Raw genomic sequence first — 23,790 nt, forward strand, 5'->3', positions numbered from 1 at the left:
GAGCCCCCTTTCGGGAAGCGCCAGCACGTCGGCCTCGAACGCGTGGCACGCAGCCGGCCAGCCGCGCGCCCGCCCATGCCTGCCGTGGACGCAGTGCGCACGCTGTGCCGGGTAGCGCTCAATTCCGACGCGCCTGAAGAGCTCAAGGGACGCCAATGCAAGCACTCACGTACGAAGGACCGTGGCGGGTGGCGGTCAAGGAGAAGCCGGACCCGCGCATCGAGCACCCGCAGGACGGCATCGTCCGGGTGGAGACCGCCGCCATCTGTGGCTCGGACTTCCACATCATGCACGGCCTCATCCCCGACACCCGCATCGGCTCCACGTTCGGCCATGAGTTCGTGGGCATCGTGGAGGAGGTGGGCCGGGGCGTCACGGGCGTGAAGCGCGGCGACCGGGTGGCGCTGCCATTCCAGATCTTCTGCGGCAGCTGCTACTACTGCCAGCATGGCCTGACGTCGTGCTGCCTGAACACCAACCCCGGCACGGACGCGGCGACAGGCATGTATGGCTATTCGCACACGATGGGCGGCTACGACGGCGGCCAGGCCCAGTACGTGCGCGTGCCCTTCATCGGCGTGGACGCGGAGCACGTGCCCGAGGACGTCTCCAGCCTGGACGCGCTGCCCATCACCGACGCCTTCCCGACGGGCTACCAGGCCGCCGAGATGTGCAACATCCGCGGCGGGGAGACGGTGCTCGTGCTCGGCTGCGGGCCGGTGGGCCTGTTCGCCATGTGGTCGCTCTGGGCCATGGGCGCCGGCCGCGTCATCGCGGTGGACCACGTGGACTACAAGCTCGACTTCGCGCGCCGGTGGCTGGGCGTGGAGACGCTCAACTTCCGCGACGTGGACCTGGTCACGATCATCAAGGGCATGACCGAGGATCTCGGCGCGGACGCGACCATCGACGCGGTGGGCGCCGAGGCCGCCGGCAGCCCCACGCACCGCGCGCTCGGCATCTACGCGAAGCTCGAGGCGGGCAGCCCGCAGGCGCTCAACACCGCCATCCACGCCACGAAGAAGGGCGGCACCCTCTCCGTCATCGGCGCGTACGGCCCGCCGTTCACGGGCGTGGACATCGGCACGTTCATGAACAAGGCGCAGACCATGCGCACGGGCCAGGCGAGCGTGAAGCGCTACATGCCGCACCTGTTCGAGCACATCCGGGCCGGCCGCATCCGCCCGTCGGAGGTGTTCACGCACCGGGGTCCGCTGGAGAAGGCCCCGGAGTTCTACCGCACGATGGCCCGGAAGCAGGACGGGTGCATCAAGTGCGCCCTCTTCCCCAACGGCCCCATCGTCCACTGACCCGGAGACGACCCACATGGAAACGACCAACACGACACGGGAGCCCCGGTTGAGCAGCGCCGAGGACATCCAGCACCACTCTGGCTACAAGGCCGTGCAGGCCCCGCGGCGCCCGTCCTGGTGGGGCGTGGACCAGGACCTGTCGCGCCGCCCCGGCGTGCCGATGATGCGGACGCCCGAGCCCTGGCCGAATGCGCGCATGGACATGGAGCGCATGGATCCCGCGCGCTCGGCCGTGTTCAAGCACGGCCGCCCCAACCGGGAGTGGCCGCCCGTCTTCGGCACCGCCTGCCCTCCCAAGGGGCTCTCAGGTCTCATCCGCAAGTGGGCCGCGAGCATGCCGGACCACAAGCCCCAGTTCTGGCTGCTGAAGCTGCTGGCCGACCGCGTGGACAGCGCCGAGCACCGCCTCAAGAAGCTCGCGCCCGTGGCCCTGCCGCTCGCCGCCGTGGGGTTGCTGGGCAGCATGTACCTGCGCGATGAGCGCGGCGACACGAGGCGCAGCAGCACCGCGCACCTGCGCAACGCGTACGGGCATTAGGTCCTGGAGCTCAACCCGCTCACGTGGAGGGAGGCATCCATCATGAGCCGGGTGAGTTGGCAGGGGCTCGTCGCCCCTGTCAGCGTCTCGCGACCTGTGGAAGGGACGGGAGCCCCCCATGCAACTCCACGTGTGCTCTTCCGCTCGAAGGCGATGGCGCCCTTGCTGGCTCTGGGATCCACCACGAACTTGAAGTATCCGAGCAAAGGGAGCCCATCGATGGAGATCAAACCCCAGGCCATGGTCATACCCAGGTCGACCGAGCACCTCGAAAGGGGGAAGTACGGTCCGATTTTTCCGAAGACGCCTGCCTGTTATGGCTTCACGATCGTCGCCAACGTCAAGCCGGGGCGCGCCGATACGATGCGCGGCTACGGCCAGAGGTTGGCCGAAGCGCTCAAGGCCGACTCCGAATTTCTCGCGCCGCTCAAGCTCCATTACCTCCGCTGGGTGCTCTTCGATGACGACACCCGGTTCATGTATCAGGGCATCTTCGACACCGATTTCGACAAATACACCGAGGACGCGGTCGTTCTCTTCACCAGGTCCGGAATCAACACCGCCTTCGAGAACCTCGAGGGTTTTCCCATGGACTGGAAGACCAATGCGCCTGCGTTCGTCAAGTTCCTCCGAGACCACCAGTGCAATAGCTTTCTTGAGTATGGCGAATACCCGTACTTCACGAGCGATGAGATCAAGAAGGCTCTGAAGATCAAGGCCGCGCTCACCGAGATGCTCGAGCAGATGCAGTAGGAGCCAGTCATGAGCGAAGCGTTCGGGCGGACGTACAACCAGAACCACACGCCGAGGAAATACTCGAGGGGGCACCGGCGGGTCAGTGTCTACACGTCCTGGAGCTACCCCGGAGAAGCCAATCGAACTCCTGACGAAATGGACAATCGTTTTTCCACGATGGCCGAGGTCCGCCGGGTACTCTGGCCCGACTACGAGTCCCCCCAGTGGGCGGACCCACGGAGGTTCCAGCAGGGAATCGCGGGCTCCCTGGAGCTCTTCTTCTGGGCGTGGGTGAAGTTCCAGCAGGTGATGGAGGAGGTCACCGGGAACAAGGTCCCCATGTTTCAGCGGGTCGACCAGGCGGGCTTCACCCTGCCGCTCGACGAGAGGGTCCTCGCCGATGCGGACACCCTGCTCATCTTCGGTCTGGACCACAACGTCACCGAGCAGGAGGCTGCCCCGGAGGAGATAGAAGCGGTCCGCGCATTCCTCGAGCGCGAAGGAACCTGTCTGGTGATGGGCCCGCACCACGACGTCGGGCACTCGCCGGACCTGAAGGAGCGCGCCCAGGAATACGCCCACCATGGCGACGCGCTGGTGCCTCGTCAGCAACGCTTCGGCGGCTATACGCGCTCGCTGATGAAGGGGCTGGGAATCCCTGTCGAGAATCGCTGGGGTCTCCGCCCCGCCGTCGTCGAAGGAACGAACCGGAGCGCCCCATTGACGGTGATGGGAGAGCTGGACACGCGCGGCTGGCTCACCGGAGTCCAGAACTTCAACTTCCACATGCACCTGCCGCACTACGCGGTCACGACGGAGGATTCCCGTTCGGTCCGCGTCCTGGCGAAGCAGCCGATCGACCGGACCCGGCCCCACCCCTTCACGGACGCGGGAAACACCGAGTTCAATGCGTTGGTGTGGCTGCCGCCGGGCAACGGCAGGGCTGGGGATGTGCTGGTGGCCGACTCCACCATCTTCAGCACCTTGTTCGGGGCGGACGAGAGCCTCGTGCGCTTCTGGAAGAACCTCGCCACGGCCCATTGAGATGCTCGAACTTGACGACATCCAGAGCGGAGTGCTGCGGCCCCGGCCTTCTCCGTACGTCGCGACCTACATCCTCCTCCGCATCGACGACCGGAGCGCGGGACGGGAGTTGATGCGGCGGCTCGGCTCGGCGGTGACCGCGGCCGCCCATCCGAACAGCCCGACCTCCAATTGCTCGCTCAGCGTCGCGCTCACGTATCACGGGCTCGAGGCGCTGGGCGTACCGCGGGACTCCCTGGACACCTTCGCGTGGGAGTTCCGGCAGGGAATGGCCCCCCGGGCGAAGGCGCTGGGAGACGACGGCGAGAGCAGCCCCGAACATTGGGAACCGCCGCTGGGAACGAGCGACGTCCACGTCGTGCTGACGGCGCTTTCGCCGGATCAGGTTCAGCTCGAAGCCGCGCTGGAGCGCGCGCGCAATGCCCTGAGCGAGCTTGGCGGCATCACGGCGATCTGGCGTCAGGACTGCCACGCCCTGAGCACCGGCAAGGAGCCGTTCGGATTCAAGGACGGCATCAGCCATCCGGCCGTCGAAGGGAGCGGCATTCCAGGAAGCAATCCCCACGAGGAACCGCTCAAGGCAGGCGAGTTCGTCCTCGGCTACCCCGACGAGACGGGCGGCGTGTCCCCGATGCCACAGCCCGACGTCCTGGGGCGCAATGGGACGTACGTCGCCTTCCGCAAGCTTCATCAACGGGTGGCCGCGTTCAGGCAGTACCTGAAGAACACCGCGAGCAGCCCGGAGGACGAAGGGCTCCTGGCCGCGAAGATGATGGGGCGGTGGCGGAGCGGCGCGCCGCTGGCGCTGTGCCCTCGCCACGACGCTCCCGACCTGGGCGCCGATTCGTCGCGCAACAATGACTTCCACTTCGCGGATGACCCGACCGGCTACAAGACGCCTCCCGCGTCGCACGTCCGGCGAGCGAACCCCCGCGATGCGTCCGTCGCCGGCGTGGTCAGGCTCCATCGGATGATCCGGCGCGGAACCGCCTACGGGCCCGAGCTGCCCGAGGGAGTCCTCGAGGACGATGGCGCCGACCGGGGGTTGATGTTCGCCTTCATCGGCGCGCACCTCGGACGGCAGTTCGAGTTCGTGCAATCCGAGTGGGTCAACGGTGGTGATTTTCTCGGGTTGGGCGATGCGAAGGACCCCCTCGCCGGCGCGAACGACGGGACGGGCGTGTTCTCATTCCCGAAGCGGCCCATCCCCAGGCGTCTGCAAGGCCTTCCGCGGTTCGTGGTCACGCGCGGAGGCGAGTACTGCTTCATGCCCGGGCTGAGAGCGCTGCGGTGGCTGGCGGAGCTGCGGACATGAAAGGCCCGGTGAGCATGGACGTCGTGGTCATCGGTGCCGGCCCCGCGGGACTGCTCGCGGCGCTCCGCGCCGGCGACCTGGGCGCCCGGACCGCCCTCGTCACTCGCGACGAGTTCGGCGGCATGGCGGCCCACGACGGACCGGTACCGGTGAGGACGCTGGCGCAGGCGGCACGGTTGCTCCGCGACGCCCGGCAACTGGGGCGCTATGGCATCTCGGTGACCGAGCCTGTGCTGGACTACGCGCGACTGCTCACCCGCGTGCGCGAGGTGGCCGGCGACGTTCGCGATCAGGCGGCCCTGCGCGAACAGATTGCCGCGGCGGGGGTCACCGTGCACGAGCACGCAGGCGCGGCGCGCTTCGTGGACCCCCACACCGTCGAGACCCAGGGCGGGCTGCGATTTCGAGCGGAGAAGTTCATCCTCTGCTCCGGCGGCGTGAGCCGGCGCCTCCCGATCCCGGGATTCGAGCTCACGGCGACCCACAGCGATGCGTGGAGCCTGACCGCCGTTCCGCCGACGATGGTGGTCGTCGGCGGTGGCGCCACGGGAGCCCAGGTCGCGTCGATCTTCACTGCGTTCGGCACGCGGGTACAGCTCTTCGAGGCGGGAGCGCGCATCCTGGCGACCGAGGACGAAGATGTGTCCACCGCTGTCGCGGAGTCCTTTCGTCAGGCCGGCATGGTGGTGCGCGAGGCCTTCGGTTCGATTGAGCGCTTTGAAAGGACGCCAGGGGGTGTGCGGATGGTCTTCTCCCGGGACGGCGTGCGAGACAGCGCCGAGGCTGCGCTCGTCGTCGTCGCGGTGGGCTGGACGGCCAACACCTCCGCGCTCAACCTCGCGGCCGCGGGCGTCGAGACCGACGCGCGAGGTTTCGTGCGCGTCGACGCCCATCTGCGAACCTCCGCGCCGCACATCTTCGCCGCGGGAGACGTGACCGGGCGCATGATGTTGGTCCCCCAGGCGTTGCAGGACGGGTTCGTCGCAGGATCCAACACGGCGAACACGCCGATGTTCGCCGTCACGGACGCGGTGTCTCCGATTGGCAGCTTTACCGATCCCGAATACGCGCAAGCGGGCCTGACTGAAGCGAAGGCGCGTCAAACGCACGACGTCGTCGTGGCGGTGGTGCGCTTCGACTCGACGACGCGGACCCTCATCGATGGTCGGACGAACGGGTTCTGCAAGCTCATCGTCGACCGCGCCACGCGGACGATCCTCGGTTGCCACGTGGTGGGTGAGCGGGCGGTCGACCTGGTCCAGACGGCGGCGATCGCCATCGCGGCGGGGATGCGGGTGGATGAGCTGGCCCGCGTTCCGCTCTCGTTCCCCACCTATACCGGGGTCCTGGGGCGTGCAGCGGCCATCGCTGCCCGCCAGCTCCAGGTCGATGTGGATCGAGCACGCCTCGCGGAGCTTCTTTGAAGTGACCTTCCAGGGCCTCCACCGACGCCGCGACGTGCGAGGCCGCCAGGGGCAGCGGGTCGACCTGGAAAAGGCGCGGCTGCGTCCGGCCAGAAAACGCAGCGGATACCACCCGCAGGCAATGCCAGGTGCATCGCGGACATCCAGCCGATGGGGAGCTCGAACCCGACCTCGTTCCTGCGGATTGGCACCCGCATCTTCTTCGTCGCCAACGGAGGGCCCCCGGGCAACGCCCTGTGGTCCATGCCCGCCAACGTCACCTGCCCCGATCCCGGGGGCGGCTCCTGCCTCCCCGCTGCTAAAGGCGGCTCACTTGCCTCTTCCGGCTTCGGCTCTGCCCACGCTTGAGGGAGGGAACAACCGCTGTGTGCCTTGCGTCGCGAAGTGGCGGCGGATGCGGTGGGGGCCGTGCGGTGGGTGCTGGCCTCTACTTGAGCAGCAGATTCTGCAAGACGGCCGGCGTGCCATCGATGAAGGCCTTCGCCTTGTATGTCGTAGGGCGGAGCTTGCCTGGCGCCTCGTACTTCACCTCGAAGTCATTGCTCAGCACGACTCCCTTCTCGACCATGAGGCTGATGGCCTTCATCAAGCCGTCCACCTGCGGCTGGTAATGACCGCTGCAGTTGCTGATGTAGAGCAGCTTTCCATTCTTGATGGCGATGAACCCGGCGCAGATGACATCCGCGCCCGCGAGGATGGACGAGTGGTGGACCTTCAAGCTGCCGTTTGAGCCACCCATCCCCTTCGTGTAGACAAAGAAGTTTCCTTTGACGTCCACCGCGAAGAGATGCGCGACCTGCATCTGGGGACTGGACTCGTTGGGCATGCCCGACGTGAAGGGCTGGCCCCCCAGCAGGAACCTGCCGTTGTCGATGGTCAACTTGACCTGGCCGCGCTCTTCCTCGGAGAGGTATTTGACGCCGCTGTTTTTGTCCTCCCCTTTGTATTTGGGCAGCATGTAGAAGACACGGGACTTGACGTAGTCCTCGGCCTCTTCCTTGGCGCCGTTGTCCAGGAGGCGCACGCCGTTGAGGATGCTGTCCAGGTCCAGGAACGGCAGGACGAACTTCCAGAGCTCTTTCGGAAACATCGGCCACCGTCCTCGTCAGTGAATCAGCTGGCCGGTGAGTATAGGGGATCGCGCCGGACTACTTCTTCGGCATCCGGATGCTGGGATTCGCCGCGACGCGGGGCGCGCTCTTCGCCTTGAAGCTGCCACCGGCCGCGGCCTTCATCGTGGGCCCCTTGGCCGCGGTTCCCAGTTGGGCCCTGGCTGTGTCCGTCCTGGGCTGCTGCGACGGCGCGATGGCCTTGTTCATGGCGGGCAGAGTGGGCCTATCCCGGCTGCGTGTACTCGTAGTGATCGCGCGATTGCGTGAGCAGGACGTGCCGGATGGGGCGGTCCTGCGGGCCCGTCTGCTCGACGGCGCCATAGTGCTGGGGGCTCGTCGCCCCGTAGAAGACCAGCGTGAAGTTGTTCGCGATGGAGAGCCGGATGAGGTCGAGGTGCTGAAGGTAGTAGCCCTGTGTTTCGGTGCACCTCGCGTAGGCGTCGAAGACCTCCACGGCCGAGCGTTCGATGAAGGTTGTGAGAGGATGCTGATTCGCAAGCCCGACCGCACGACGGTAGGCGGGCTCGATTCTGGAGACGTCGACTCCTGACCCTGTCAGTGCCTCCCACACCTGCCCGAGATGGGCTCTGAGGTTGTTGAGCGCATAAAGGGGGACCTGTCTGAACCGCTCGCGGAGCAGCCGCCGCTTCTCTCCGGCGAGGCCCGCCGCGCTCGCGCCCCGCATCCCCGCCGTCATGGTCGCCGCGGCGAATGCAGTGCGGACATCCTGGTCCGTGGCGGATGGCGCACGGGCGCCTTCAATCTGAAGAACGAGGACGTCTATCGCGGCATCGCAGGGGGTCACGTACGGCAGCAGCGCAGGGACCAGCTCGCGCATGGCGGCGGTTGCCTGGGCTTCCACCTCACGGTGCATCCCGATGGCTTTCCATGCCTGACTTGCGAGCGAGAGGCCGAGGTTCTTCCAGAGTGGGTTGTCTTTCGCCGCATCCGCGAGCCGGAGGCGCTCAGCGATCATCTGGACGTAGGCCGCTCCCATGCGACCGCGCATGCCTTCTGGATCCCTGGACAGGGCGCGAATGGAGGCGCCGATGGTCTTCCGGTGCCTCGCCACGTCCTCGGCCGGGCAGCCGTACTCGCCCGACGGCTGCGGCTTCCCGTAGATCGCGTGGATCCCGCAGTCGCCATGGCCGGTGGTCGTGTAGCTGACGATGGGATTCCTTCCGCTCCGGTCGGTACGCCGGGTCGCCACCGGCGCCACGGGAGAGGACGACCCGAAGGCCCCCAGCCCCTTGGCGAACGACGGCGACATGGAACTGGAGGAGAAACCCGGGGGCATGGCTCCGAAGCCCGACATGGGTGCAGCCGAGGCGGAGGGCACGGCTTTCTTCGCGGCACTGAGCGTCACGTTGAATGCGACGGGCGCGTGGTCGGACATCGTCGCGCGCAGCGCGCCGTAGGTCCTGGGCGTCTGCTCCAGGGGATGCGCCGACGTGACGTTGTACCCCAACACCGGGCTGGCGCCGGTCGCGGACCAGAGATAGTCGAGCGTCGACCACTCCTTGAGGTCCGCTGCGCTCTCCTTCGAGGGGCAGTGGGTCACCACACCGGGATGCCAGGCCCGCCAGCGGATGGGGCCGTGCTGCTCGCTCCAGAAGGAGTGCTCACGAACGGCCGAGAAACCGGCGGGGGCGATGCGCGGGTCTGGCGGCTCGGTGTTGAAGTCGCCAATGGCGAGCGCCAGTGAGGTGAGGCTCCCATCCGCGAGCCTCCAGTGCTCGGTGCACTCGGAGAGCAGGAGGGCGAGATCCGCCTGGGTCTCGTGGCTGCCACCGGACTTGGCGTGGCATCCGAAGATGACCACGGGAAGTCCGGTGGGAACGGCCATCTTGATGCCGCGCACGGCCTTCTTCGCCAGAGACATGAACGTGAAGCGCCGCACCCGGGCGACCGCCATGATGCTGCAATGTCCGCTGTCGTCGTCCCACGTACTGTGGACGAGATCGCTGGCGGCATGGGCCGTGAGCAGCTTGCCCACCTCGGAGAGCTCCCCACGAATCTCGGTCAGGAAGACGATATCGACGCCGGGGTTCTGGATGCGGAGCCCATGGGCCGTGAGCTTGCTCTCCGGAGCCTCATCGAAATACCGGTGCGAGGGGAAGGCCAGGTGGCTCACGCCCAGCGTGGGTTGTTGCAAGAGCAGGCCGCTCTCGACGAAGCGACCGCCGAGCGAGTCCTCGGGTGCTCCTCCACTCGACGGCAGCAGGACGAAGGGGCTGGCCGTATTGGACGCGATGTTCGACGCCGCCTCGGCTCCCGCCTTGGCCTTGACGTTGAACCAGTCGAGGACGAACTGGACGATCCGTCCCGCGCGCCCCTTTGCGGCGCCCCCGCGCATGAGGTTCCAGGTGCCGATTCGCAGCGTGATGGGATCCACGGTTCCTCCGCCGAGGCTCGTCCACGAGAAGGTGCCGTGAACGCGCAACTCGCAGGGGCCGTGCCGCACCCACGCCTCATCACGAATCCGCGACTGCTGCACCGGGCCGTGACGTGCGTAGGCAAGAACAACGAAAGCGGAGCCATCCTCCATCGGGATGCAGGTGAGACGCAAGCCGCCGACGCGTGGACGACCGCGCGTCGGTCTGCGGATCTCGTGGCCTACGGCGTGCCGTTCCTCGCCAACCCGGACCTGCCGGAACGCATACGCATAGGGCGAAGAGAAGGCCTGTTGAGGGTGAGGGCTGGTGCAGAGGAGGGACGAATAGGGCCGCGCTCAGCCCCGGGCGCCCCGCTTCGTCTGGAGGTCGTAGGCCTCGCGGAGATAGGGGCGCAGCAGCCGGAACGTCTCGTGGCTGGGATTGAGAACGCTCAGCCAGAACACCCGCGCGTAGGTCGGATGCGGCAGGAGCACGTCCAGGGCCGTGAAGTCCACGTCCAGGTCGGGCTCCGGGAACAGCTTCTGGAAGCTGTCCTTCCCCACGCACAGGTTCAGCCGGAACACGTCGTCGCGGTCCAGCTCCGAGCGGTGGTCCAGCTCGGTGTCCCGGGTGACGATGGTCGCGAAGGGGGACTTCCGCTCGTCCCCCGCGAAGAAGAAGAGGTCCGGTGTGGTGACATCCAGGTGCACGTCCTTGAACGCGTCCCGGATGTACTCCGCCAAGGCTTCCAGGCTGATGGCTCCCGTGATGACGTCCTCCCCCGAAGTCGTACTGGTGGGATCTACCACGCACGGAAACAGCTGGGGTATGACCGCACTCCAACTTTTCCAGAGTTACCCGCAATGCAATTCTTGAACAGGATTGAAGCCGCCTGGATCTGCGTCTACGCCGGTGGCGGTTCCAAGCTGGCGCAATGGCTGCGCCAGAGCACCCGCATGCGCTGGTTCAACCGCGCGGCGGGCAGTGCGTTCGTCGGCGCGGGTATATTGCTGGTCGGCTTCCAGCGCTGACGGGCGAGGGCCCCTTCCCATGATCGTGAATCTCGAAGATCTGCGCCGCCATGCTCGCCGGCGTCTCCCCCGAGCCATCTTCGACTTCGTCGATGGAGGCGCCGAGGACGAGTACACGCTGCGGGCCAATCGGCTGAGCTTCGAGAAGTACGCCTTCCGCGCGCGCGCCCTCGTCGACGTGAGCCAGTGCGACCAGTCGACCACGCTGCTCGGCAAGCAGCTCTCCACGCCGGTGCTCCTCGCCCCCGCGGGCCTGACAGGGCTGGTCGCGCCCCGGGGTGAAGTGCTGGCGGCGCGGGCCGCCGCGAACAAGGGCACGCTCTTCACGCTGAGCACGATGTCGGTGTGCTCGATTGAAGAGGTGGGCGCGGCGGTTCCCGGCTCCTCGCTCTGGTTCCAGCTCTACGTCTGGAAGGATCGCGGCATCACCCGGGCGCTGATGGAACGGGCGAAGGCGGCCGGCTACCACGCGCTCTGCCTGACGGTGGACGTGCCGGCCATGGGCCGCCGTGAACGCGACAGCCGCAACGGCTTCACCGTCCCTCCCCGGATCACGCTCTTCAACCTGCTGGACGCCCTGATGCACCTGCGGTGGGGGCTCTGGATGTTGTCGGCCCCACGTCCCACGTTCGGCAACTTCGTCGGGACCGGGAAGGTGGAGAAGGAGGACGCCATCTCCGTGGCGAGCTTCACCAACAAGCAGTTCGACCCGAGCGTGACCTGGGCCGACCTGGAGTGGATCCGCTCGCTCTGGTCGGGGCCGCTGCTCCTCAAGGGCATCTCCTGCGGCGAGGATGCGCGGCTGGCCGTCCAGCACGGGGTGGAGGGCCTCATCGTCTCCAACCACGGGGGCCGGCAGCTCGACTTCCTCCCGGCGGCGTTGGACCTGCTGCCCGAGATCGTCGACGCGGTCGAGGGGCGCGCCGAGATCATCTTCGATGGTGGCATCCGGCGCGGCTCCGACGTGGTGAAGGCGATTGCCCTGGGGGCACGCGCTTGCATGGTCGGACGCCCCTTCCTCTACGCACTCGCCAGCCAGGGTCAGGCGGGGGTGGAGCTGATGCTGGACCTGCTCCGCGTGGAGATTGATCGCACCCTGGCCTTGATCGGGCGCCCCAGGCTGAGCCAGCTGGACCGCTCGGCGCTCCGGTTCGAGGAGCGTCCACGGGCGGCCGAGAAGGGCCTGGAGCTCCTGGCCGCCAATCACATGAAGTGACACACGAACCGTCGCGGGTCCTTCCCTTCAAACGACCAGGCAGGGCAGGCCAGTCCGTTCGGGCCACAGGCGTTGCGCTTCATGCAGCCCGCGGGCAATGCCAGGTGCTCCAGAATGGCGTGTACTTCACCGGGGGCCGTCAGGTATGCCAGCACCCGCCTGCGGCCTCCACAGCGGCAGAGCGCAGGGCGAGTGACGGTTCCAGGGGCCAGGGGTGTTCATCATCCCGATACGGCCCCACGGGCGACCGCCGTCACTCCGCCATGAAAGGGGGACCCCTGTGTTTCCTGGATTCGGGCTCAGCCACCTCACTGCCGTCGCCCTGACGACCGTCGCGACCCTGGCCTCCGCGGCCGGGGCGCCCCTCCCCTCGCAGTCCGCCTTCTTCCTGTCCCGGAGCGAGAACCGGAACCAGGTCCACTACGCCCTGCGCCTGGACGAGACCTGCCGCCCCGTGGGGACGCGTCCCGTGCAGGTGTACTGGCGGATGTTGGAGCGCGGGGCGTCGGAGGTGGAGGAGCTGCTGGAGGTCGAGCAACCCGCGTATGGGCTGGAGGACCCGCAACCGGTCGACGCCACCGCGGATGGCTGGCGGGTGCGGGTGCGCCTGCGGGCCTTTCCCTCGCGCCTCATCGACATCACCACCGCGCGGGTCGACGGAAAATGCCAGGTCCAGGCGTGGACGAAGCTGGGCAACAGCGTCTGCCGACTGGAGCATGTCTTCGTGAAGACGTCCTGGCCCTTCTCGGTCGACTTCGTGCGGCTGGATGGCGTGGGACCGGATGGGCAGCCAGTCAATGAGCTGATTCGCGAGTGAGGGGTGGCCTGGCCACCCCCTGCACACGCCGATGCGTTGGGGCGCATGCCGTCAGGTCGTGAGGAAGGAAGGGAGCGGACTCCCTTCCTTCCCAGGACTTCAGCGACTACGGGCTGAACATGCCGGTCAGCACGCTGGCGCGGCCTCGAGGCAGCGAGCGCTTGAACGGGCTCGTCGCGAGGTCAGAGCCGGGCTGGTACCAGCTCTGGATCTCCGCGAAGTACGTCTGGCCCGCCTGCAGCACGCCCGGGGGCAGGTACACGCTCTGGAGGTCCGTGTGCAGCACCGCCACCCGCGTCGCGGTGGTGGCACCGTTGCTCGTGCCCAGCCGGTAGATGTTCACCACGTAGTTCGTGGCCGTGCCGACCAGCGGCTTCGACCAGCGCAGCGAGGCGTCAGCCCCCACGCCCGTGAGGTCCTGGAACGCGCCGCGCGTGTTCACCTGGGGCGCCTGCACCGGCCCGACGAGGGGCTGCACCGGCGCGGCGGTGAACGCGCTCGCCTCCTGATCCACGCGGATGTCCACCCCCATGGTGTAGGGCGTCGCGGTTCCCAGCTGGTAGCTCTTCGTGAAGCCCGCGGCGGCGAGCGCCACCTTCTGCCACGTCGCCGGGAGCGGGTTGTTGTAGCTCATGCTCCCCGTGACGAGGTCGGTCCGCTGCGTGTCAGGATTGAGCTTCACGAGCAGTGGCTGCCCGCTGATGGACGCGAGCGCCGTGCTCAGCGCGGCCGGCCGGGCGGACATCCATATCTCGTTGTACGTGCTGAGCGCGCCCGGGTTCACCTGGGTGCGCAGGGCCTCGAAGGCCGAGCGTCTCCAGTCCACCGCGAAGGTGCCTGTCGCGACGGGCTGGGTGAAGGTGCCGCTGACGGTGACGGGCTGGCCCTCCACCTGCGTCATGCTCGTGAGGAGCACCTTGTGCATCGCGCGGTAGGGCACTCCATTCGCGCTCGTCTGCAACCGCATCTGCGCCAGGGAGAACAGATCCCCGCGGCTGCTGTCGAGCAGCACCGGGTTGAGCATGTCGGCGTAATTGAAGCTCAGCCCGGAGAGCGACGTGGCGCCCGCCAGGGGGAACCCCGTGACGCCGCTGTTGACGTAGCCGAACGCGCCCGCGTTCAACGAATACACCTCCAGGTAGTCCCCCGACTGCCAGGGAGACAGGCCGGTGGCGGACACCGTCACGGGGGTAGGCAGCGAGACGAAGGTGCCATCGCGGCCCCACTCCGTGGAGCCCAAATCGAACGCGCGGCCGGTGCTCACCAGGTAGCGCGAGCCCAGCTTCAGGTAGATGCGGCCGGAAGGGACGTTCGGCACGGAGATGGTGCCGTCCGCGGAGCCCGTGCCCGGATAGGCCGTGAACGCCCCGGTCGTTGAATCCCGCATGTAGGCCACCACCGACGTGGCGGACTGATTGTAGGGCTTCGTCTCGTTGCCCGACATGGCGACGAAGGTGACCGGGCTGGTGCCGGTGACCTGGGTGATAAGGCTCTGGGTGACCTGGGAGGTTGCGTCCGCCGACACGGAGGAGTCCACCGCCTCGGCCTCGTCGAGCCCCCCGCAGCCGACCCCTGCCATGCCGACCAGAAGCCCGAGGGAGATCCATGACTTATGCATTGTGAAGGCAACCCTTTCGACGGCGTCCTGAATGGCGCCGCGCAGGGAGATTCATACCGGGTCGGTCTGACATTTCCGGAAGCGCTTCGATTCCAATTTTCTCTCGGGGCCGTGAAGGTAACCGCGCTTGTATGATGCGGGGCCATGTACCCGACACGCCGTCTTCTGGCCCGTGGACCGTGGTTGTTCGATCTCAGCCCACACCGACTCATCGTCCTCCACGGAGCCGAAGGCGTGCGCCGGGAGGTCAGCGGAGACGTGCTGAATCATCCGTCCGCGCCCGTGATACTCGCCGCGCTCGACGAGGCAAGGGACGTCTGGGTGGGAGGCGGGGATCGGCGTGTCTTCTCCGTGGGGGCCGGCGCGAGCGCTCCCGTCCAGGCCTTTCCGGGGGAGTGCTTCGATCTCACCACCGATGGGAACCGGCTCATCGGAACGAGGGTGGACGGCGCCCTCAAGCTGACCACCCTCTTCACGACCGATGGGTCCGGGCAGCAGTGGAAGCCCATGACCTTGCCCAAGCCCGTGCCCGCCACGCACGGGTACGGGTATTGCGAGGGGCGCCCCCTCCGTCAGTCCCCCGATGGGGCGTTCCTCGACACGAGCCCCTTTGGCATCACCGTCGTGGAGAAGGGCCGGGGCCGCGTCTACGTGCTCCGCGCGGGGGCGGCTCAGCCGGAGGGAGCACTCCAGGTGGAGCCGGGCCATGAGCAGGACACCTGGCGGGCCCTGGCCACGCCCCACGGCGTGCTCCTCCTGCTCATCATCAACTACCGGCAGACGGCGCTCCTCCACTTCGCGCTCGACGGCACCCTGCTCGGCTCCATCCCGGGGAGCGATGAGGATGATGAGGAGGAGGATGATGAGCTGACCTGGGGCGGTACCGGGGTGTGCGTCCTCGACGCGGCCCGGGCGCTCCTCTTCGTACAGGACAAGGTCCTCCTGGTGTCCCTGCCCGGGCTCCAGGTGCTGGAGACGCTCGTGGAGGAGTGGCCTGGCTTCGTGTCCGTGACGCCCGCGGGCTCTGACCGGTGGTGGGTGGGCGCCGAGGACAGTGACGCGCTCTTCCTGCTCACCGCCGAGCCCGGACACCCCTTGCGCCTCCACGCCGCGAACCGTCCGGTGAGCCCGGGCACGCCACTCATGCACATGGGTTACAAGACGCCCGCGATCCACTGGACCGAGTACACCTCGGCGCCGCTGACCGTGTCCGCGCCGGTGGCCGAGACGTGGCGGGCGGTGGTGCGCAATGACGGGACCGCATGTGAGGCGGTGCGGGTCCGGGTGTCCGGGGCGCTCGTCGGCGCTCGCGTGGTGGACGTGAGCGTGCGGTATCGCGGCCAGCCGCTCCCGATGGTGGGTGAGAACCGCGTGAACGTCGTGGGGGATACCGCCGGACTGGAGGGAGGGGCCACTGCGGAGCTGGAGGTGACCTTCACCCCCCGCGGCGAGGGCTCGGGACCGCTGACCCTCACCGTCGAGCCGTGCTCCTGGCAGTTCCAGGGCAAAGAAGAGCCTCGCGTCCTCGCTGTGACGGGCCATCCGGCATCCGCCCGGTTCCCGCTCACGGTGGAGTAGCCCGAACCGCGCCGCCTGTCCTCGAGCAGCTCATGACGGGCGAGGTCACTCGAGGGCGGGCTCCGGAGCGATGACGGTCGGGTCGTCGCTCGCGGTCACTTGCTGGATGAGCCGGGCCACCTGCCGCGGGGTCACCGGCTCCCCCACCGAGAGGATGAACTCCTCCAGGTCCGCCTGGAGCGCGCGGCAGTCCGGGTAACGCTGGTCCCGATCCCTGGCGAGCGTCCGGGCGAGGATGGCTTGCAGGGCACCCGGCAGGTCCGGCCGGAACTGCTCGGCGGGCACCGGCGGCTCGGAGACGACGACCTGAAGCAGGTCCCAGCCGGATGTGGACTCATAGGGCCTGCGCGCGGTGAGCAGCTCGTAGAGCACCAGACCGAGCGCGTATACGTCCACCCGCCGGTCCGCCGACCGGCCCTCTACCTGCTCGGGCGCCATGTACGCGTACTTGCGCAGGTTGGGGGTGAGATGTTCGTGGGTCCATCGGGCCCGGAAGAAGTCGACGCCGAAGTCCACCACCCTCGCCGTCCCCGGGTGCGACAGGAGGATGTTGTACGGCCTGACGCAGCGGTGGATGAGCCTCAGCGGCTTGTTCGTCTGGGGGTCGGTGAGGTCGTGGGCGTAGGCAAGCCCCTCGCAGGCCTGCGAGATGATGCGCGCACACAGTGTCGCCGGAAGGGTCATCCGCTGGGCCGCCATGTGCTTGATCAACCTGCTCAGGCTGGGCCCATCGATGTGCTCCCTGGCGAGGAAGTACGTGCCATCCACCACACCGAAGTCGAAGACCTGCGCGAGGTGCGGGTGCGAGAGCCGGGCGGCCTCCATCGCCATGTCGAGGAACACCTCCCGGAGCTCCACGTCCTCGGCCATGTCCGACCGGAGGCACTGGAGCACCAGCGTCTTCTCGAAGCCCCGCGGGCCGGCGGCCTTGGCCAGATGATCCTCGATGATGCCTTCGGTGAGCAGGCGGATGCGCTGGTATTTGCCGACGTGGGATGTCACGAGGCGTATGAATAGCAGATATCGCCGGTCTCAACGAGCGCGGGGGGGGCGAACTCAAGCAGGAAGCGGTCGAATGAATATGACTCATTTTTCTGCTCCTCAGAGCGTTTGCGCCTTCTCGGAGAAAGCCAAGAACGAGTGCCCGCAGGGCCCCGGCTGATGCACTCCACTCCTCCCTATGTCGGAGTCGACCTGGGTCGAGGACGGAACGCGGCCTTCGACCCGGTCACGATGCATTGCCTGTACTCGCTGCGGCTCCAGTACCCCACGCTCAGCCAGAAGCAGCTGGAGGGCCTCGCGGGCGCCAACATCTACCAGGCGTCGCTCGACAACATGGACTCCCTGAATGGCCAGCGGGACGCGCTCATCCAGCGCATCAACGCCAATGGGGTCCGGTACGATCCGGCCACCGGCTCGCAAGCGAGGCTGACGGCCACGGAGACCCGGCAGCTCAATGCGCTGAACGTAGACATCCTCCAGGAACAGATGCGGGCGCGGCTGTTCTCGTCCGAATCCTACACCGAGCATTCCACCTTCATCGACGTCGTCTCCAACACGCAGCGGGGCAGCGGATTGCCGCTTCCAGCGAATCCTCGACGACCCGGAGCACGGCCTGGGCGAGCTGCTCGCCATGCGCAAGGCCAGCCACCACACGGCGGACACGCTGCCGGCGGGAACGGCCGACACCGCGCAGCAGGCCACCGACGCGCTCGACCGGCAGCTGACGCAGGTGCTCGAGGCGCTGGGCACCGACACCCGCACCCTGCCGTCCACCCACACCCGGGACCTGCTGCTGGCCCTCTGGGTGCAGGCGGCGAAGTAGCGACAGGGGCGGATTCCGCTATCAGTTAGACGTCGAAGCACATGGCAGCTGCCTCATCCCAGGAGCACCCATTCTTGGCGCAGAGCCACCAGGACACGAAGCCTGAGCATCTCACGGCCGCGGTCGTGGACTGCTCCACCTCCCTCTGCTCTTCGGTGCAGGTCTGCGTGGAAGCGGAGAATGCGAAGGACGCGTGGACGGGCTGCTCGCAATAGCCCGCATGGCCCGAACTGGATGCAACCGGGCCGATGGCGCTGCTTGGACTGCAGTGCGTCGTGTCGATACAGATGTCGGAGCACTGGGTCGGCAGCGCGATGGCCGCCGCAGGAGCCAGGGCGAAGACAGCGGTGACGGCCAGCAGGCGATTCCTCAGCACGTTCATGGGAACTCCTTCTGCGAGGGGACAAACCCCACCTTGGGGTGCCACGAGCCTAATGCCTTCTCAGCGTTCAGGGATACCCGCAATGGACATGACACGGGTGAGTGCCGCGCGGGAGCCTGCTTGGCGAAGAACGACCCTCCGGAAGACGGCGAACCGGAGGAGTCCGGCTGCGGCTGCACCACCGGCCCTGGCGCCGCGGGCTGCCAGCCGCGAGCGGTCAAGGCTTCAGGAAGCCAAAGGCCTTGCAGCTCTCATTCCGGACGTACCTGAAGCGCTGGAGGGGCATGCGTCCGATGTTGGAGTGCGGCTCCGGCGAAGCAATGCAAAGCGACCTGGCTCTCAACACCATGCCATCTGCGCAGGCCCCTGCGCCGGGGCGAGTTGCGCCGGCCACGTGGGGAGCTCCAGGTGCTCCAAGATGGCGCGCACCCCGCCGGGTGCCGTCAGATACGCCTGCACCCGGCGCCTGCCTCCACACCTGCCGCACGCGAACACGTCCAGCGCTTCACCCTCGGCGAGCGGCTTGCCCGGCAGCAGGAGGCTGCAGGGGCAATCGACGCGTCAGTCACTGCAGCCTCCGCCGGAGTCTCCACCCTCTCCGCAGTCGCCGCTGCCGTCGCCTGCACTCAAGGAATCGCCGCCTCCCGTCTCAGCAAAGGAATCGAAGCGGTCGCCGAGCCATCCGCGGAAGCCGCCGATCGAGTCCGAGATGAGGATTTCGACGCCGGCTTCTGCGGCGCGCGCCCGGTGGGCGTGCACCCAGCGGAGGAGACGGATGGCGCCCCAGACGGAGGCGAAGAGCGTCAGGGGAACGGCCAGGATGACTGCCAGCTGAAGCGCCCAATTCATGGCCACCTCCGTGCTGCGGTGACTTCACTGTGGGCCTGCTCCGTGACAGGGGTGTGTCCAAGACGTGAACGGAGGGTGACTTCCGCCGCGCGATGCCAGCCCGACCGTACCACGGCCTCTGCCGCACCACGACGCTGGCCATCAGGGTGTAACGGCTCTACGTCGCCTTCACAACGCCGAGCTGGCAGGACCGAACCGTCGCTGCGCCGCGTAGGTGATGCCGGTCAGCACAAGCAGTACGCCAGCGGGCGCACTACTGGCGACGGTGTCACTGGAGGCTACGTGAGAGATGATGGCACCGCTGAGCTCGAAGAACAGGCCCGCGAACGCCCATTCCTTCAAGCGCGGCCAACGCGAGCCGAACACCAGGGTGACCGCGGCGAGCAGCTTCCAGACTCCGAGGATCGTGGCCACGTAGCCGGGGTAGCCCAGACGCGCCAAGACCTGCATCACGTTGGGCTGGTGCGTGACGTTGAAGGTGCCGGACATCAGAAACAGCGCCGCCAGCAAGCCGGTAGGCATCCAGTACAGGAGTTTCGTTCTCATGGCGCTGACCTAAGCCTTCGCGCCGACCTGAGACAACGATGCAAAAATTGGAATGATTGGCTACGATTTGCTCCAAATGGACGACTTACCGGAGACAGCCGAGCTGATCGCCTTCGTGCGTGTGGTCGACACGCACTCGCTCTCGCGCGCCGCGAAAGAGCTGGGCCTGCCACGCTCGACCGTTGGACGGCGCTTGCAACGGCTCGAAGAACGCCTCGGCATACGCCTCCTCAAACGCACGACCCGAAGACAGGCGCTCACCGACGCGGGCGCCGAGTTCTACCAGCACGCGCGCCACTCGGTCGAAGCACTCGAGCGTGCGCGCGCCATCGTGCAGCGACCGAGTGGCAAGGTAGAGGGCCGGGTGCGCATCTCCGTTCCTACCGGAGCTCCCGACTTCCTGGGGGAGCTCTTCGGTCAGTTCTCGTTGCGCCATCCCGACGTTGTACTGGAGGTGGACGCCAGCAATACGCACGTCGATTTGATTCACGGCGGATTTGACCTCGCGCTGCGCGCGGGTCCCGTCGCGTCGACGCCGCTCAACCTGGTGTCACGCAAGTTGGGTGCGAGCACGCTGGTCTGCGTGGCGACGCCTGCGTATCTGGCAAGAGCAGGAACTCCCAAGCGCGCCACGGACCTGCGCAGGCACGCTTGCTTGAGTCCGTTCGTGCGCGGAGAAACGCCCTCGCTGAGCTGGCCGCGCCTCAAGGGGGGCAGCGTGCGCATTCATCCGCGCATGACTTCCAACGACATGTTCGTGCTGCTCGGCGCGGCACGCACCAGCCTTGGCATCGCGCTGCTCCCCGATTTCCTGGCGCAGGCAGAGGTCGCTGCCGGCACTCTGGTGCGGGTTCTCGCCAGGCACATCGGCGCGCAGACGCCCATCTCGATTGTCTACCACGAGCGCGAGCTGATGCCGTTCGCCGTGCGCACGCTCATCGACTTCATCGTCGAAACGGGGCTCCCCACCCGCCAATGTGAAGTGGCAGGTGTCGCGCGCGCGAAAGACCCGCAACGCCCGCGACAGCGCTGAACGAGCTCGGCCTTGGCCTTCGGCCGTACCACGGCGTCTGCCGCACCATGACACTCTCCGTCACGGAGCAATGTCCCCGACAGCGCGGCGAGCCCAGACACATCAGCGTGACGGACAACGTCAGCGCGGACCGTCGGCCCCGGAGGTCCGCGTAGAGCCCCATCAACCAGCAGCCCACCGGCCGGATGAGGAAACCCAGCGCGAACACCCCGATTCAGAGCCTCGCTGAAGCGATGCGGCTCCTGAGGAAGGAAGGGAGCGGGCTCCCTTCCCTCCCAGGGCTTCAGCGACTACGGGCTGAACATGCCGGTCAGCACGCTGGCGCGGCCTCGAGGCAGCGAGCGCTTGAACGGGCTCGTCGCGAGGTCAGAGCCCGGCTGGTACCAGCTCTGGATCTCCGCGAAGTACGTCTGGCCCGCCTGCAGCACGCCCGGGGGCAGGTACACGCTCTGGAGGTCCGTGTGCAGCACCGCCACCCGCGTCGCGGTGGTGGCACCGTTGCTCGTGCCCAGCCGGTAGATGTTCACCACGTAGTTCGTGGCCGTGCCGACCAGCGGCTTCGACCAGCGCAGCGAGGCGTCAGCCCCCACGCCCGTGAGGTCCTGGAACGCGCCGCGCGTGTTCACCTGGGGCGCCTGCACCGGCCCGACGAGGGGCTGCACCGGCGCGGCGGTGAACGCGCTCGCCTCCTGATCCACGCGGATGTCCACCCCCATGGTGTAGGGCGTCGCGGTTCCCAGCTGGTAGCTCTTCGTGAAGCCCGCGGCGGCGAGCGCCACCTTCTGCCACGTCGCCGGGAGCGGGTTGTTGTAGCTCATGCTCCCCGTGACGAGGTCGGTCCGCTGCGTGTCAGGATTGAGCTTCACGAGCAGTGGCTGCCCGCTGATGGACGCGAGCGCCGTGCTCAGCGCGGCCGGCCGGGCGGACATCCATATCTCGTTGTACGTGCTGAGCGCGCCCGGGTTCACCTGGGTGCGCAGGGCCTCGAAGGCCGAGCGTCTCCAGTCCACCGCGAAGGTGCCTGTCGCGACGGGCTGGGTGAAGGTGCCGCTGACGGTGACGGGCTGGCCCTCCACCTGCGTCATGCTCGTGAGGAGCACCTTGTGCATCGCGCGGTAGGGCACTCCATTCGCGCTCGTCTGCAACCGCATCTGCGCCAGGGAGAACAGATCCCCGCGGCTGCTGTCGAGCAGCACCGGGTTGAGCATGTCGGCGTAATTGAAGCTCAGCCCGGAGAGCGACGTGGCGCCCGCCAGGGGGAACCCCGTGACGCCGCTGTTGACGTAGCCGAACGCGCCCGCGTTCAACGAATACACCTCCAGGTAGTCCCCCGACTGCCAGGGAGACAGGCCGGTGGCGGACACCGTCACGGGGGTAGGCAGCGAGACGAAGGTGCCATCGCGGCCCCACTCCGTGGAGCCCAGGTCGAACGCGCGGCCGGTGCTCACCAGGTAGCGCGAGCCCAGCTTCAGGTAGATGCGGCCGGAAGGGACGTTCGGCACGGAGATGGTGCCGTCCGCGGAGCCCGTGCCCGGATAGGCCGTGAACGCCCCGGTCGTTGAATCCCGCATGTAGGCCACCACCGACGTGGCGGACTGATTGTAGGGCTTCGTCTCGTTGCCCGACATGGCGACGAAGGTGACCGGGCTGGTGCCGGTGACCTGGGTGATAAGGCTCTGGGTGACCTGGGAGGTTGCGTCCGCCGACACGGAGGAGTCCACCGCCTCGGCCTCGTCGAGCCCCCCGCAGCCGACCCCTGCCATGCCGACCAGAAGCCCGAGGGAGATCCATGACTTATGCATTGTGAAGGCAACCCTTTCGACGGCGTCCTGAATGGCGCCGCGCAGGGAGATTCATACCGGGTCGGTCTGACATTTCCGGAAGCGCTTCGATTCCAACTTCCCCTCGAGGCAGTGAAGGCGCAGGTGAGCCCGGCAACGGCCTCCGTGATGGGCGCCTTCCTCCTGGTGACGGCGAGGAGCGTGCTCGGCCTTCATCAACTTCGGCACGCGTGAGGAGGAGCACGGCCTCATCGCCGGCGACCTGATGTCGTTCCTTCGGCTCATCGCGGCAGCACTCCTTCAAAAATGAGAAAGAAAGGATTCCTGCATCAATCCGCACCTCACGGGCTCTTTGGATTCGAGGCGGTAGCAGCTCGGCTTCAGGAGCGAGCCCTCCACCTTGCCTCAAAGCGTGGAATCACCCCCACACAGGAGCGAAAGATGTCTGAACCCTCGAAGCGCCCCACCCTCTCATTGCTCACAAGCCTCATGCTGGTCCTCTTGCCCGTGGCTGGCGTGCCGGGGTGCGCCAACGACGCCTCGGACGAAAGTCCGGCCGTGGAAGAGGTGCGCGAGCAGCGCATCACCGCGGAGACGATTGCCAGCCTGAAGCCGGGAGAGCAGCTCGTGCTGGATCAGCGGGCCCCGGGAAAGACGTACACCTTCGACTTCTCCCAGGCGCCCATCGACTTCAGCCGCATCACGGTCATCAATGCCAATGGCAATGCCCAGCCGATGGACAAGTGGCTGAGCGCGGCCAAGCAGACGGGTCATGACCTGCTGGCCTCGCCGGACCACACCTTCCGGCTGTCCTCTTCTCCCCAGGGCCTTGGAAACCTTTCCGAGACGGAGCTCGCCAGGCTCCACTCCACCGGCAAGGTCATGAGGGAGGCCGCCCCCGGCACGTTCTCCTCGGGGGACACGTCGGCGAAGGACTGGTACTGCGAATACCGCTACTACTACCTGTTTTTCTGTGACGCGAACGGGTGGTGCTACGAGTACGTGTACGAGGAGTGGTACTGCGAGGAAAGGGAGTGGTGAGAAGGCGTTGAGCCGCGGTGAGCGGCCCCCCGGCCCGCACCCGCTCGCGAGATAAGCGCTGTGCAGGTGCCCTCCCGCTGTTCGAGAGGGCACCTGCGCACATCGGAGTGTTGAAGGAACCGTCCCATGACAATCCAGCCGCTCCACCGACTCGGGCTCCCGCCAACGGCGTCGCGCGCCTGGAAGGTCGCCGCCGCATCCTCCCCCGCCACGCTCT

General features: G+C 67.3%; 23 protein-coding genes. 13 read left to right on the forward strand and 10 right to left on the reverse strand.

Annotated elements, in window-relative coordinates:
- The first annotated feature begins 155 nt into the window (after positions 1 to 155).
- The 6 genes from D7V93_RS00540 to D7V93_RS00565 are packed head-to-tail and all read left to right on the forward strand — an operon-like array spanning position 156 to position 6,369.
- A complete protein-coding gene (locus D7V93_RS00540; protein WP_120641444.1) occupies positions 156 to 1,310 on the forward strand; it encodes a zinc-dependent alcohol dehydrogenase in 1,155 nt (384 codons plus the stop codon).
- A 16-nt stretch (positions 1,311 to 1,326) separates the two neighbouring features.
- Positions 1,327 to 1,851, forward strand: coding sequence for a hypothetical protein (locus D7V93_RS00545; protein WP_208722879.1), 525 nt, complete (start codon positions 1,327 to 1,329; stop codon positions 1,849 to 1,851).
- 42 nt (positions 1,852 to 1,893) lie between these two features.
- Positions 1,894 to 2,604 carry a hypothetical protein gene (locus D7V93_RS00550; protein WP_244237037.1) on the forward strand — a complete coding sequence of 237 codons (711 nt, stop codon included), beginning with the start codon at positions 1,894 to 1,896 and terminating at the stop codon, positions 2,602 to 2,604.
- A 9-nt stretch (positions 2,605 to 2,613) separates the two neighbouring features.
- Complete coding sequence (locus D7V93_RS00555) at positions 2,614 to 3,630, forward strand: hypothetical protein (RefSeq protein WP_208722880.1); 1,017 nt, start codon at positions 2,614 to 2,616, stop codon at positions 3,628 to 3,630.
- 1 nt (position 3,631) lies between these two features.
- Positions 3,632 to 4,945, forward strand: coding sequence for a Dyp-type peroxidase (locus tag D7V93_RS00560; RefSeq protein WP_120641446.1), 1,314 nt, complete (start codon positions 3,632 to 3,634; stop codon positions 4,943 to 4,945).
- The gene (locus tag D7V93_RS00565) at positions 4,942 to 6,369 is read left to right on the forward strand and encodes a dihydrolipoyl dehydrogenase family protein (protein WP_147450977.1); all 1,428 of its coding nucleotides are present in this window, start codon (positions 4,942 to 4,944) and stop codon (positions 6,367 to 6,369) included. Before D7V93_RS00560 ends, D7V93_RS00565 begins: the two co-directional genes overlap by 4 nt.
- 427 nt (positions 6,370 to 6,796) lie before the next feature.
- Here D7V93_RS00565 and D7V93_RS00570 read toward each other — a convergent pair whose 3' ends face one another.
- The 4 genes from D7V93_RS00570 to D7V93_RS44705 form a co-directional block, all read right to left on the reverse strand.
- Complete coding sequence (locus D7V93_RS00570) at positions 6,797 to 7,459, reverse strand: IQM protein middle domain-containing protein (RefSeq protein WP_120641448.1); 663 nt, start codon at positions 7,457 to 7,459, stop codon at positions 6,797 to 6,799.
- Between the two features lie 58 nt (positions 7,460 to 7,517).
- A complete protein-coding gene (locus D7V93_RS44700; RefSeq protein WP_158623595.1) occupies positions 7,518 to 7,688 on the reverse strand; it encodes a hypothetical protein in 171 nt (56 codons plus the stop codon).
- A gap of 16 nt (positions 7,689 to 7,704) precedes the next feature.
- A complete protein-coding gene (locus D7V93_RS00575; RefSeq protein WP_147450978.1) occupies positions 7,705 to 9,876 on the reverse strand; it encodes an endonuclease/exonuclease/phosphatase family protein in 2,172 nt (723 codons plus the stop codon).
- Positions 9,877 to 10,212: 336 nt separating this feature from the next.
- On the reverse strand, positions 10,213 to 10,599 hold the full coding sequence (locus D7V93_RS44705; RefSeq protein WP_158623596.1) for a DUF6194 family protein: 387 nt from the start codon (positions 10,597 to 10,599) through the stop codon (positions 10,213 to 10,215).
- Between the two features lie 120 nt (positions 10,600 to 10,719).
- Here D7V93_RS44705 and D7V93_RS44710 point away from each other — a divergent pair, with 120 nt between their 5' ends.
- The 3 genes from D7V93_RS44710 (at position 10,720) to D7V93_RS00595 (ending at position 12,920) form a co-directional block, all read left to right on the forward strand.
- The gene (locus D7V93_RS44710; protein ID WP_158623597.1) at positions 10,720 to 10,887 is read left to right on the forward strand and encodes a hypothetical protein; all 168 of its coding nucleotides are present in this window, start codon (positions 10,720 to 10,722) and stop codon (positions 10,885 to 10,887) included.
- A 19-nt stretch (positions 10,888 to 10,906) separates the two neighbouring features.
- The gene (locus D7V93_RS00585) at positions 10,907 to 12,103 is read left to right on the forward strand and encodes an alpha-hydroxy acid oxidase (RefSeq protein WP_120641451.1); all 1,197 of its coding nucleotides are present in this window, start codon (positions 10,907 to 10,909) and stop codon (positions 12,101 to 12,103) included.
- A 280-nt stretch (positions 12,104 to 12,383) separates the two neighbouring features.
- Positions 12,384 to 12,920 (forward strand): DUF4833 domain-containing protein, encoded by a 537-nt coding sequence (locus D7V93_RS00595; protein WP_120641452.1) that lies wholly within the window; start codon positions 12,384 to 12,386, stop codon positions 12,918 to 12,920.
- A 106-nt stretch (positions 12,921 to 13,026) separates the two neighbouring features.
- Here D7V93_RS00595 and D7V93_RS00600 read toward each other — a convergent pair whose 3' ends face one another.
- A complete protein-coding gene (locus D7V93_RS00600) occupies positions 13,027 to 14,538 on the reverse strand; it encodes an ABC transporter substrate-binding protein (protein ID WP_120641453.1) in 1,512 nt (503 codons plus the stop codon).
- Between the two features lie 258 nt (positions 14,539 to 14,796).
- Here D7V93_RS00600 and D7V93_RS00605 point away from each other — a divergent pair, with 258 nt between their 5' ends.
- Positions 14,797 to 16,116, forward strand: a complete 1,320-nt coding sequence (locus D7V93_RS00605; RefSeq protein ID WP_147450980.1) for a hypothetical protein — start codon at positions 14,797 to 14,799, stop codon at positions 16,114 to 16,116.
- 45 nt (positions 16,117 to 16,161) lie between these two features.
- On the opposite strand, the gene D7V93_RS00610 is transcribed toward D7V93_RS00605, so the two are convergent.
- On the reverse strand, positions 16,162 to 17,118 hold the full coding sequence (locus D7V93_RS00610) for a serine/threonine protein kinase (RefSeq protein ID WP_120641455.1): 957 nt from the start codon (positions 17,116 to 17,118) through the stop codon (positions 16,162 to 16,164).
- 631 nt (positions 17,119 to 17,749) lie between these two features.
- On the opposite strand from D7V93_RS00610, the gene D7V93_RS00615 reads away from it, so the two are divergent.
- The gene (locus D7V93_RS00615; protein ID WP_120641456.1) at positions 17,750 to 17,941 is read left to right on the forward strand and encodes a hypothetical protein; all 192 of its coding nucleotides are present in this window, start codon (positions 17,750 to 17,752) and stop codon (positions 17,939 to 17,941) included.
- A 25-nt stretch (positions 17,942 to 17,966) separates the two neighbouring features.
- Here the strand turns inward: D7V93_RS00615 and D7V93_RS00620 are convergent, their stop codons facing one another.
- The 3 genes from D7V93_RS00620 to D7V93_RS00635 all read right to left on the reverse strand — a co-directional run bounded on the left by D7V93_RS00620 (position 17,967) and on the right by D7V93_RS00635 (position 19,718).
- On the reverse strand, positions 17,967 to 18,323 hold the full coding sequence (locus D7V93_RS00620; RefSeq protein WP_120641457.1) for a hypothetical protein: 357 nt from the start codon (positions 18,321 to 18,323) through the stop codon (positions 17,967 to 17,969).
- 561 nt (positions 18,324 to 18,884) lie between these two features.
- Positions 18,885 to 19,172: a hypothetical protein gene (locus D7V93_RS00630; protein WP_120641459.1), complete on the reverse strand. Its 288-nt coding sequence runs from the start codon at positions 19,170 to 19,172 to the stop codon at positions 18,885 to 18,887.
- A 168-nt stretch (positions 19,173 to 19,340) separates the two neighbouring features.
- Positions 19,341 to 19,718, reverse strand: coding sequence for a DoxX family protein (locus D7V93_RS00635; RefSeq protein ID WP_120641460.1), 378 nt, complete (start codon positions 19,716 to 19,718; stop codon positions 19,341 to 19,343).
- 52 nt (positions 19,719 to 19,770) lie between these two features.
- Between D7V93_RS00635 and D7V93_RS00640 the strand changes: the two genes are divergently transcribed.
- Complete coding sequence (locus D7V93_RS00640) at positions 19,771 to 20,751, forward strand: LysR family transcriptional regulator (protein ID WP_120641461.1); 981 nt, start codon at positions 19,771 to 19,773, stop codon at positions 20,749 to 20,751.
- 290 nt (positions 20,752 to 21,041) lie between these two features.
- On the opposite strand, the gene D7V93_RS00650 is transcribed toward D7V93_RS00640, so the two are convergent.
- The gene (locus D7V93_RS00650; RefSeq protein WP_120641453.1) at positions 21,042 to 22,553 is read right to left on the reverse strand and encodes an ABC transporter substrate-binding protein; all 1,512 of its coding nucleotides are present in this window, start codon (positions 22,551 to 22,553) and stop codon (positions 21,042 to 21,044) included.
- Between the two features lie 420 nt (positions 22,554 to 22,973).
- On the opposite strand from D7V93_RS00650, the gene D7V93_RS00655 reads away from it, so the two are divergent.
- Complete coding sequence (locus tag D7V93_RS00655; RefSeq protein ID WP_147450981.1) at positions 22,974 to 23,573, forward strand: hypothetical protein; 600 nt, start codon at positions 22,974 to 22,976, stop codon at positions 23,571 to 23,573.
- The last annotated feature ends 217 nt before the right edge of the window (positions 23,574 to 23,790 follow it).

The sequence above is a fragment of the Corallococcus llansteffanensis genome (assembly GCF_003612055.1).
Lineage (GTDB): Bacteria > Myxococcota > Myxococcia > Myxococcales > Myxococcaceae > Corallococcus > Corallococcus llansteffanensis.

What these genes read in the sequence shown, in the direction of transcription:
- D7V93_RS00635 (WP_120641460.1), bottom strand. Translation starts at nt 19,718, where the DNA reads ATGAGAACGAAACTCCTGTACTGGATGCCTACCGGCTTGCTGGCGGCG.
- D7V93_RS00550 (WP_244237037.1), top strand. Translation starts at nt 1,894, where the DNA reads ATGAGCCGGGTGAGTTGGCAGGGGCTCGTCGCCCCTGTCAGCGTCTCG.
- D7V93_RS00620 (WP_120641457.1), bottom strand. Translation starts at nt 18,323, where the DNA reads ATGAACGTGCTGAGGAATCGCCTGCTGGCCGTCACCGCTGTCTTCGCC.
- D7V93_RS00555 (WP_208722880.1), top strand. Translation starts at nt 2,614, where the DNA reads ATGAGCGAAGCGTTCGGGCGGACGTACAACCAGAACCACACGCCGAGG.
- D7V93_RS00640 (WP_120641461.1), top strand. Translation starts at nt 19,771, where the DNA reads ATGATTGGCTACGATTTGCTCCAAATGGACGACTTACCGGAGACAGCC.
- D7V93_RS00585 (WP_120641451.1), top strand. Translation starts at nt 10,907, where the DNA reads ATGATCGTGAATCTCGAAGATCTGCGCCGCCATGCTCGCCGGCGTCTC.
- D7V93_RS00630 (WP_120641459.1), bottom strand. Translation starts at nt 19,172, where the DNA reads ATGAATTGGGCGCTTCAGCTGGCAGTCATCCTGGCCGTTCCCCTGACG.
- D7V93_RS00570 (WP_120641448.1), bottom strand. Translation starts at nt 7,459, where the DNA reads ATGTTTCCGAAAGAGCTCTGGAAGTTCGTCCTGCCGTTCCTGGACCTG.
- D7V93_RS00600 (WP_120641453.1), bottom strand. Translation starts at nt 14,538, where the DNA reads ATGCATAAGTCATGGATCTCCCTCGGGCTTCTGGTCGGCATGGCAGGG.
- D7V93_RS00650 (WP_120641453.1), bottom strand. Translation starts at nt 22,553, where the DNA reads ATGCATAAGTCATGGATCTCCCTCGGGCTTCTGGTCGGCATGGCAGGG.
- D7V93_RS44700 (WP_158623595.1), bottom strand. Translation starts at nt 7,688, where the DNA reads ATGAACAAGGCCATCGCGCCGTCGCAGCAGCCCAGGACGGACACAGCC.
- D7V93_RS00655 (WP_147450981.1), top strand. Translation starts at nt 22,974, where the DNA reads ATGTCTGAACCCTCGAAGCGCCCCACCCTCTCATTGCTCACAAGCCTC.
- D7V93_RS44710 (WP_158623597.1), top strand. Translation starts at nt 10,720, where the DNA reads ATGCAATTCTTGAACAGGATTGAAGCCGCCTGGATCTGCGTCTACGCC.
- D7V93_RS00545 (WP_208722879.1), top strand. Translation starts at nt 1,327, where the DNA reads ATGGAAACGACCAACACGACACGGGAGCCCCGGTTGAGCAGCGCCGAG.
- D7V93_RS00615 (WP_120641456.1), top strand. Translation starts at nt 17,750, where the DNA reads ATGCGCAAGGCCAGCCACCACACGGCGGACACGCTGCCGGCGGGAACG.
- D7V93_RS00540 (WP_120641444.1), top strand. Translation starts at nt 156, where the DNA reads ATGCAAGCACTCACGTACGAAGGACCGTGGCGGGTGGCGGTCAAGGAG.
- D7V93_RS00565 (WP_147450977.1), top strand. Translation starts at nt 4,942, where the DNA reads ATGAAAGGCCCGGTGAGCATGGACGTCGTGGTCATCGGTGCCGGCCCC.
- D7V93_RS00560 (WP_120641446.1), top strand. Translation starts at nt 3,632, where the DNA reads ATGCTCGAACTTGACGACATCCAGAGCGGAGTGCTGCGGCCCCGGCCT.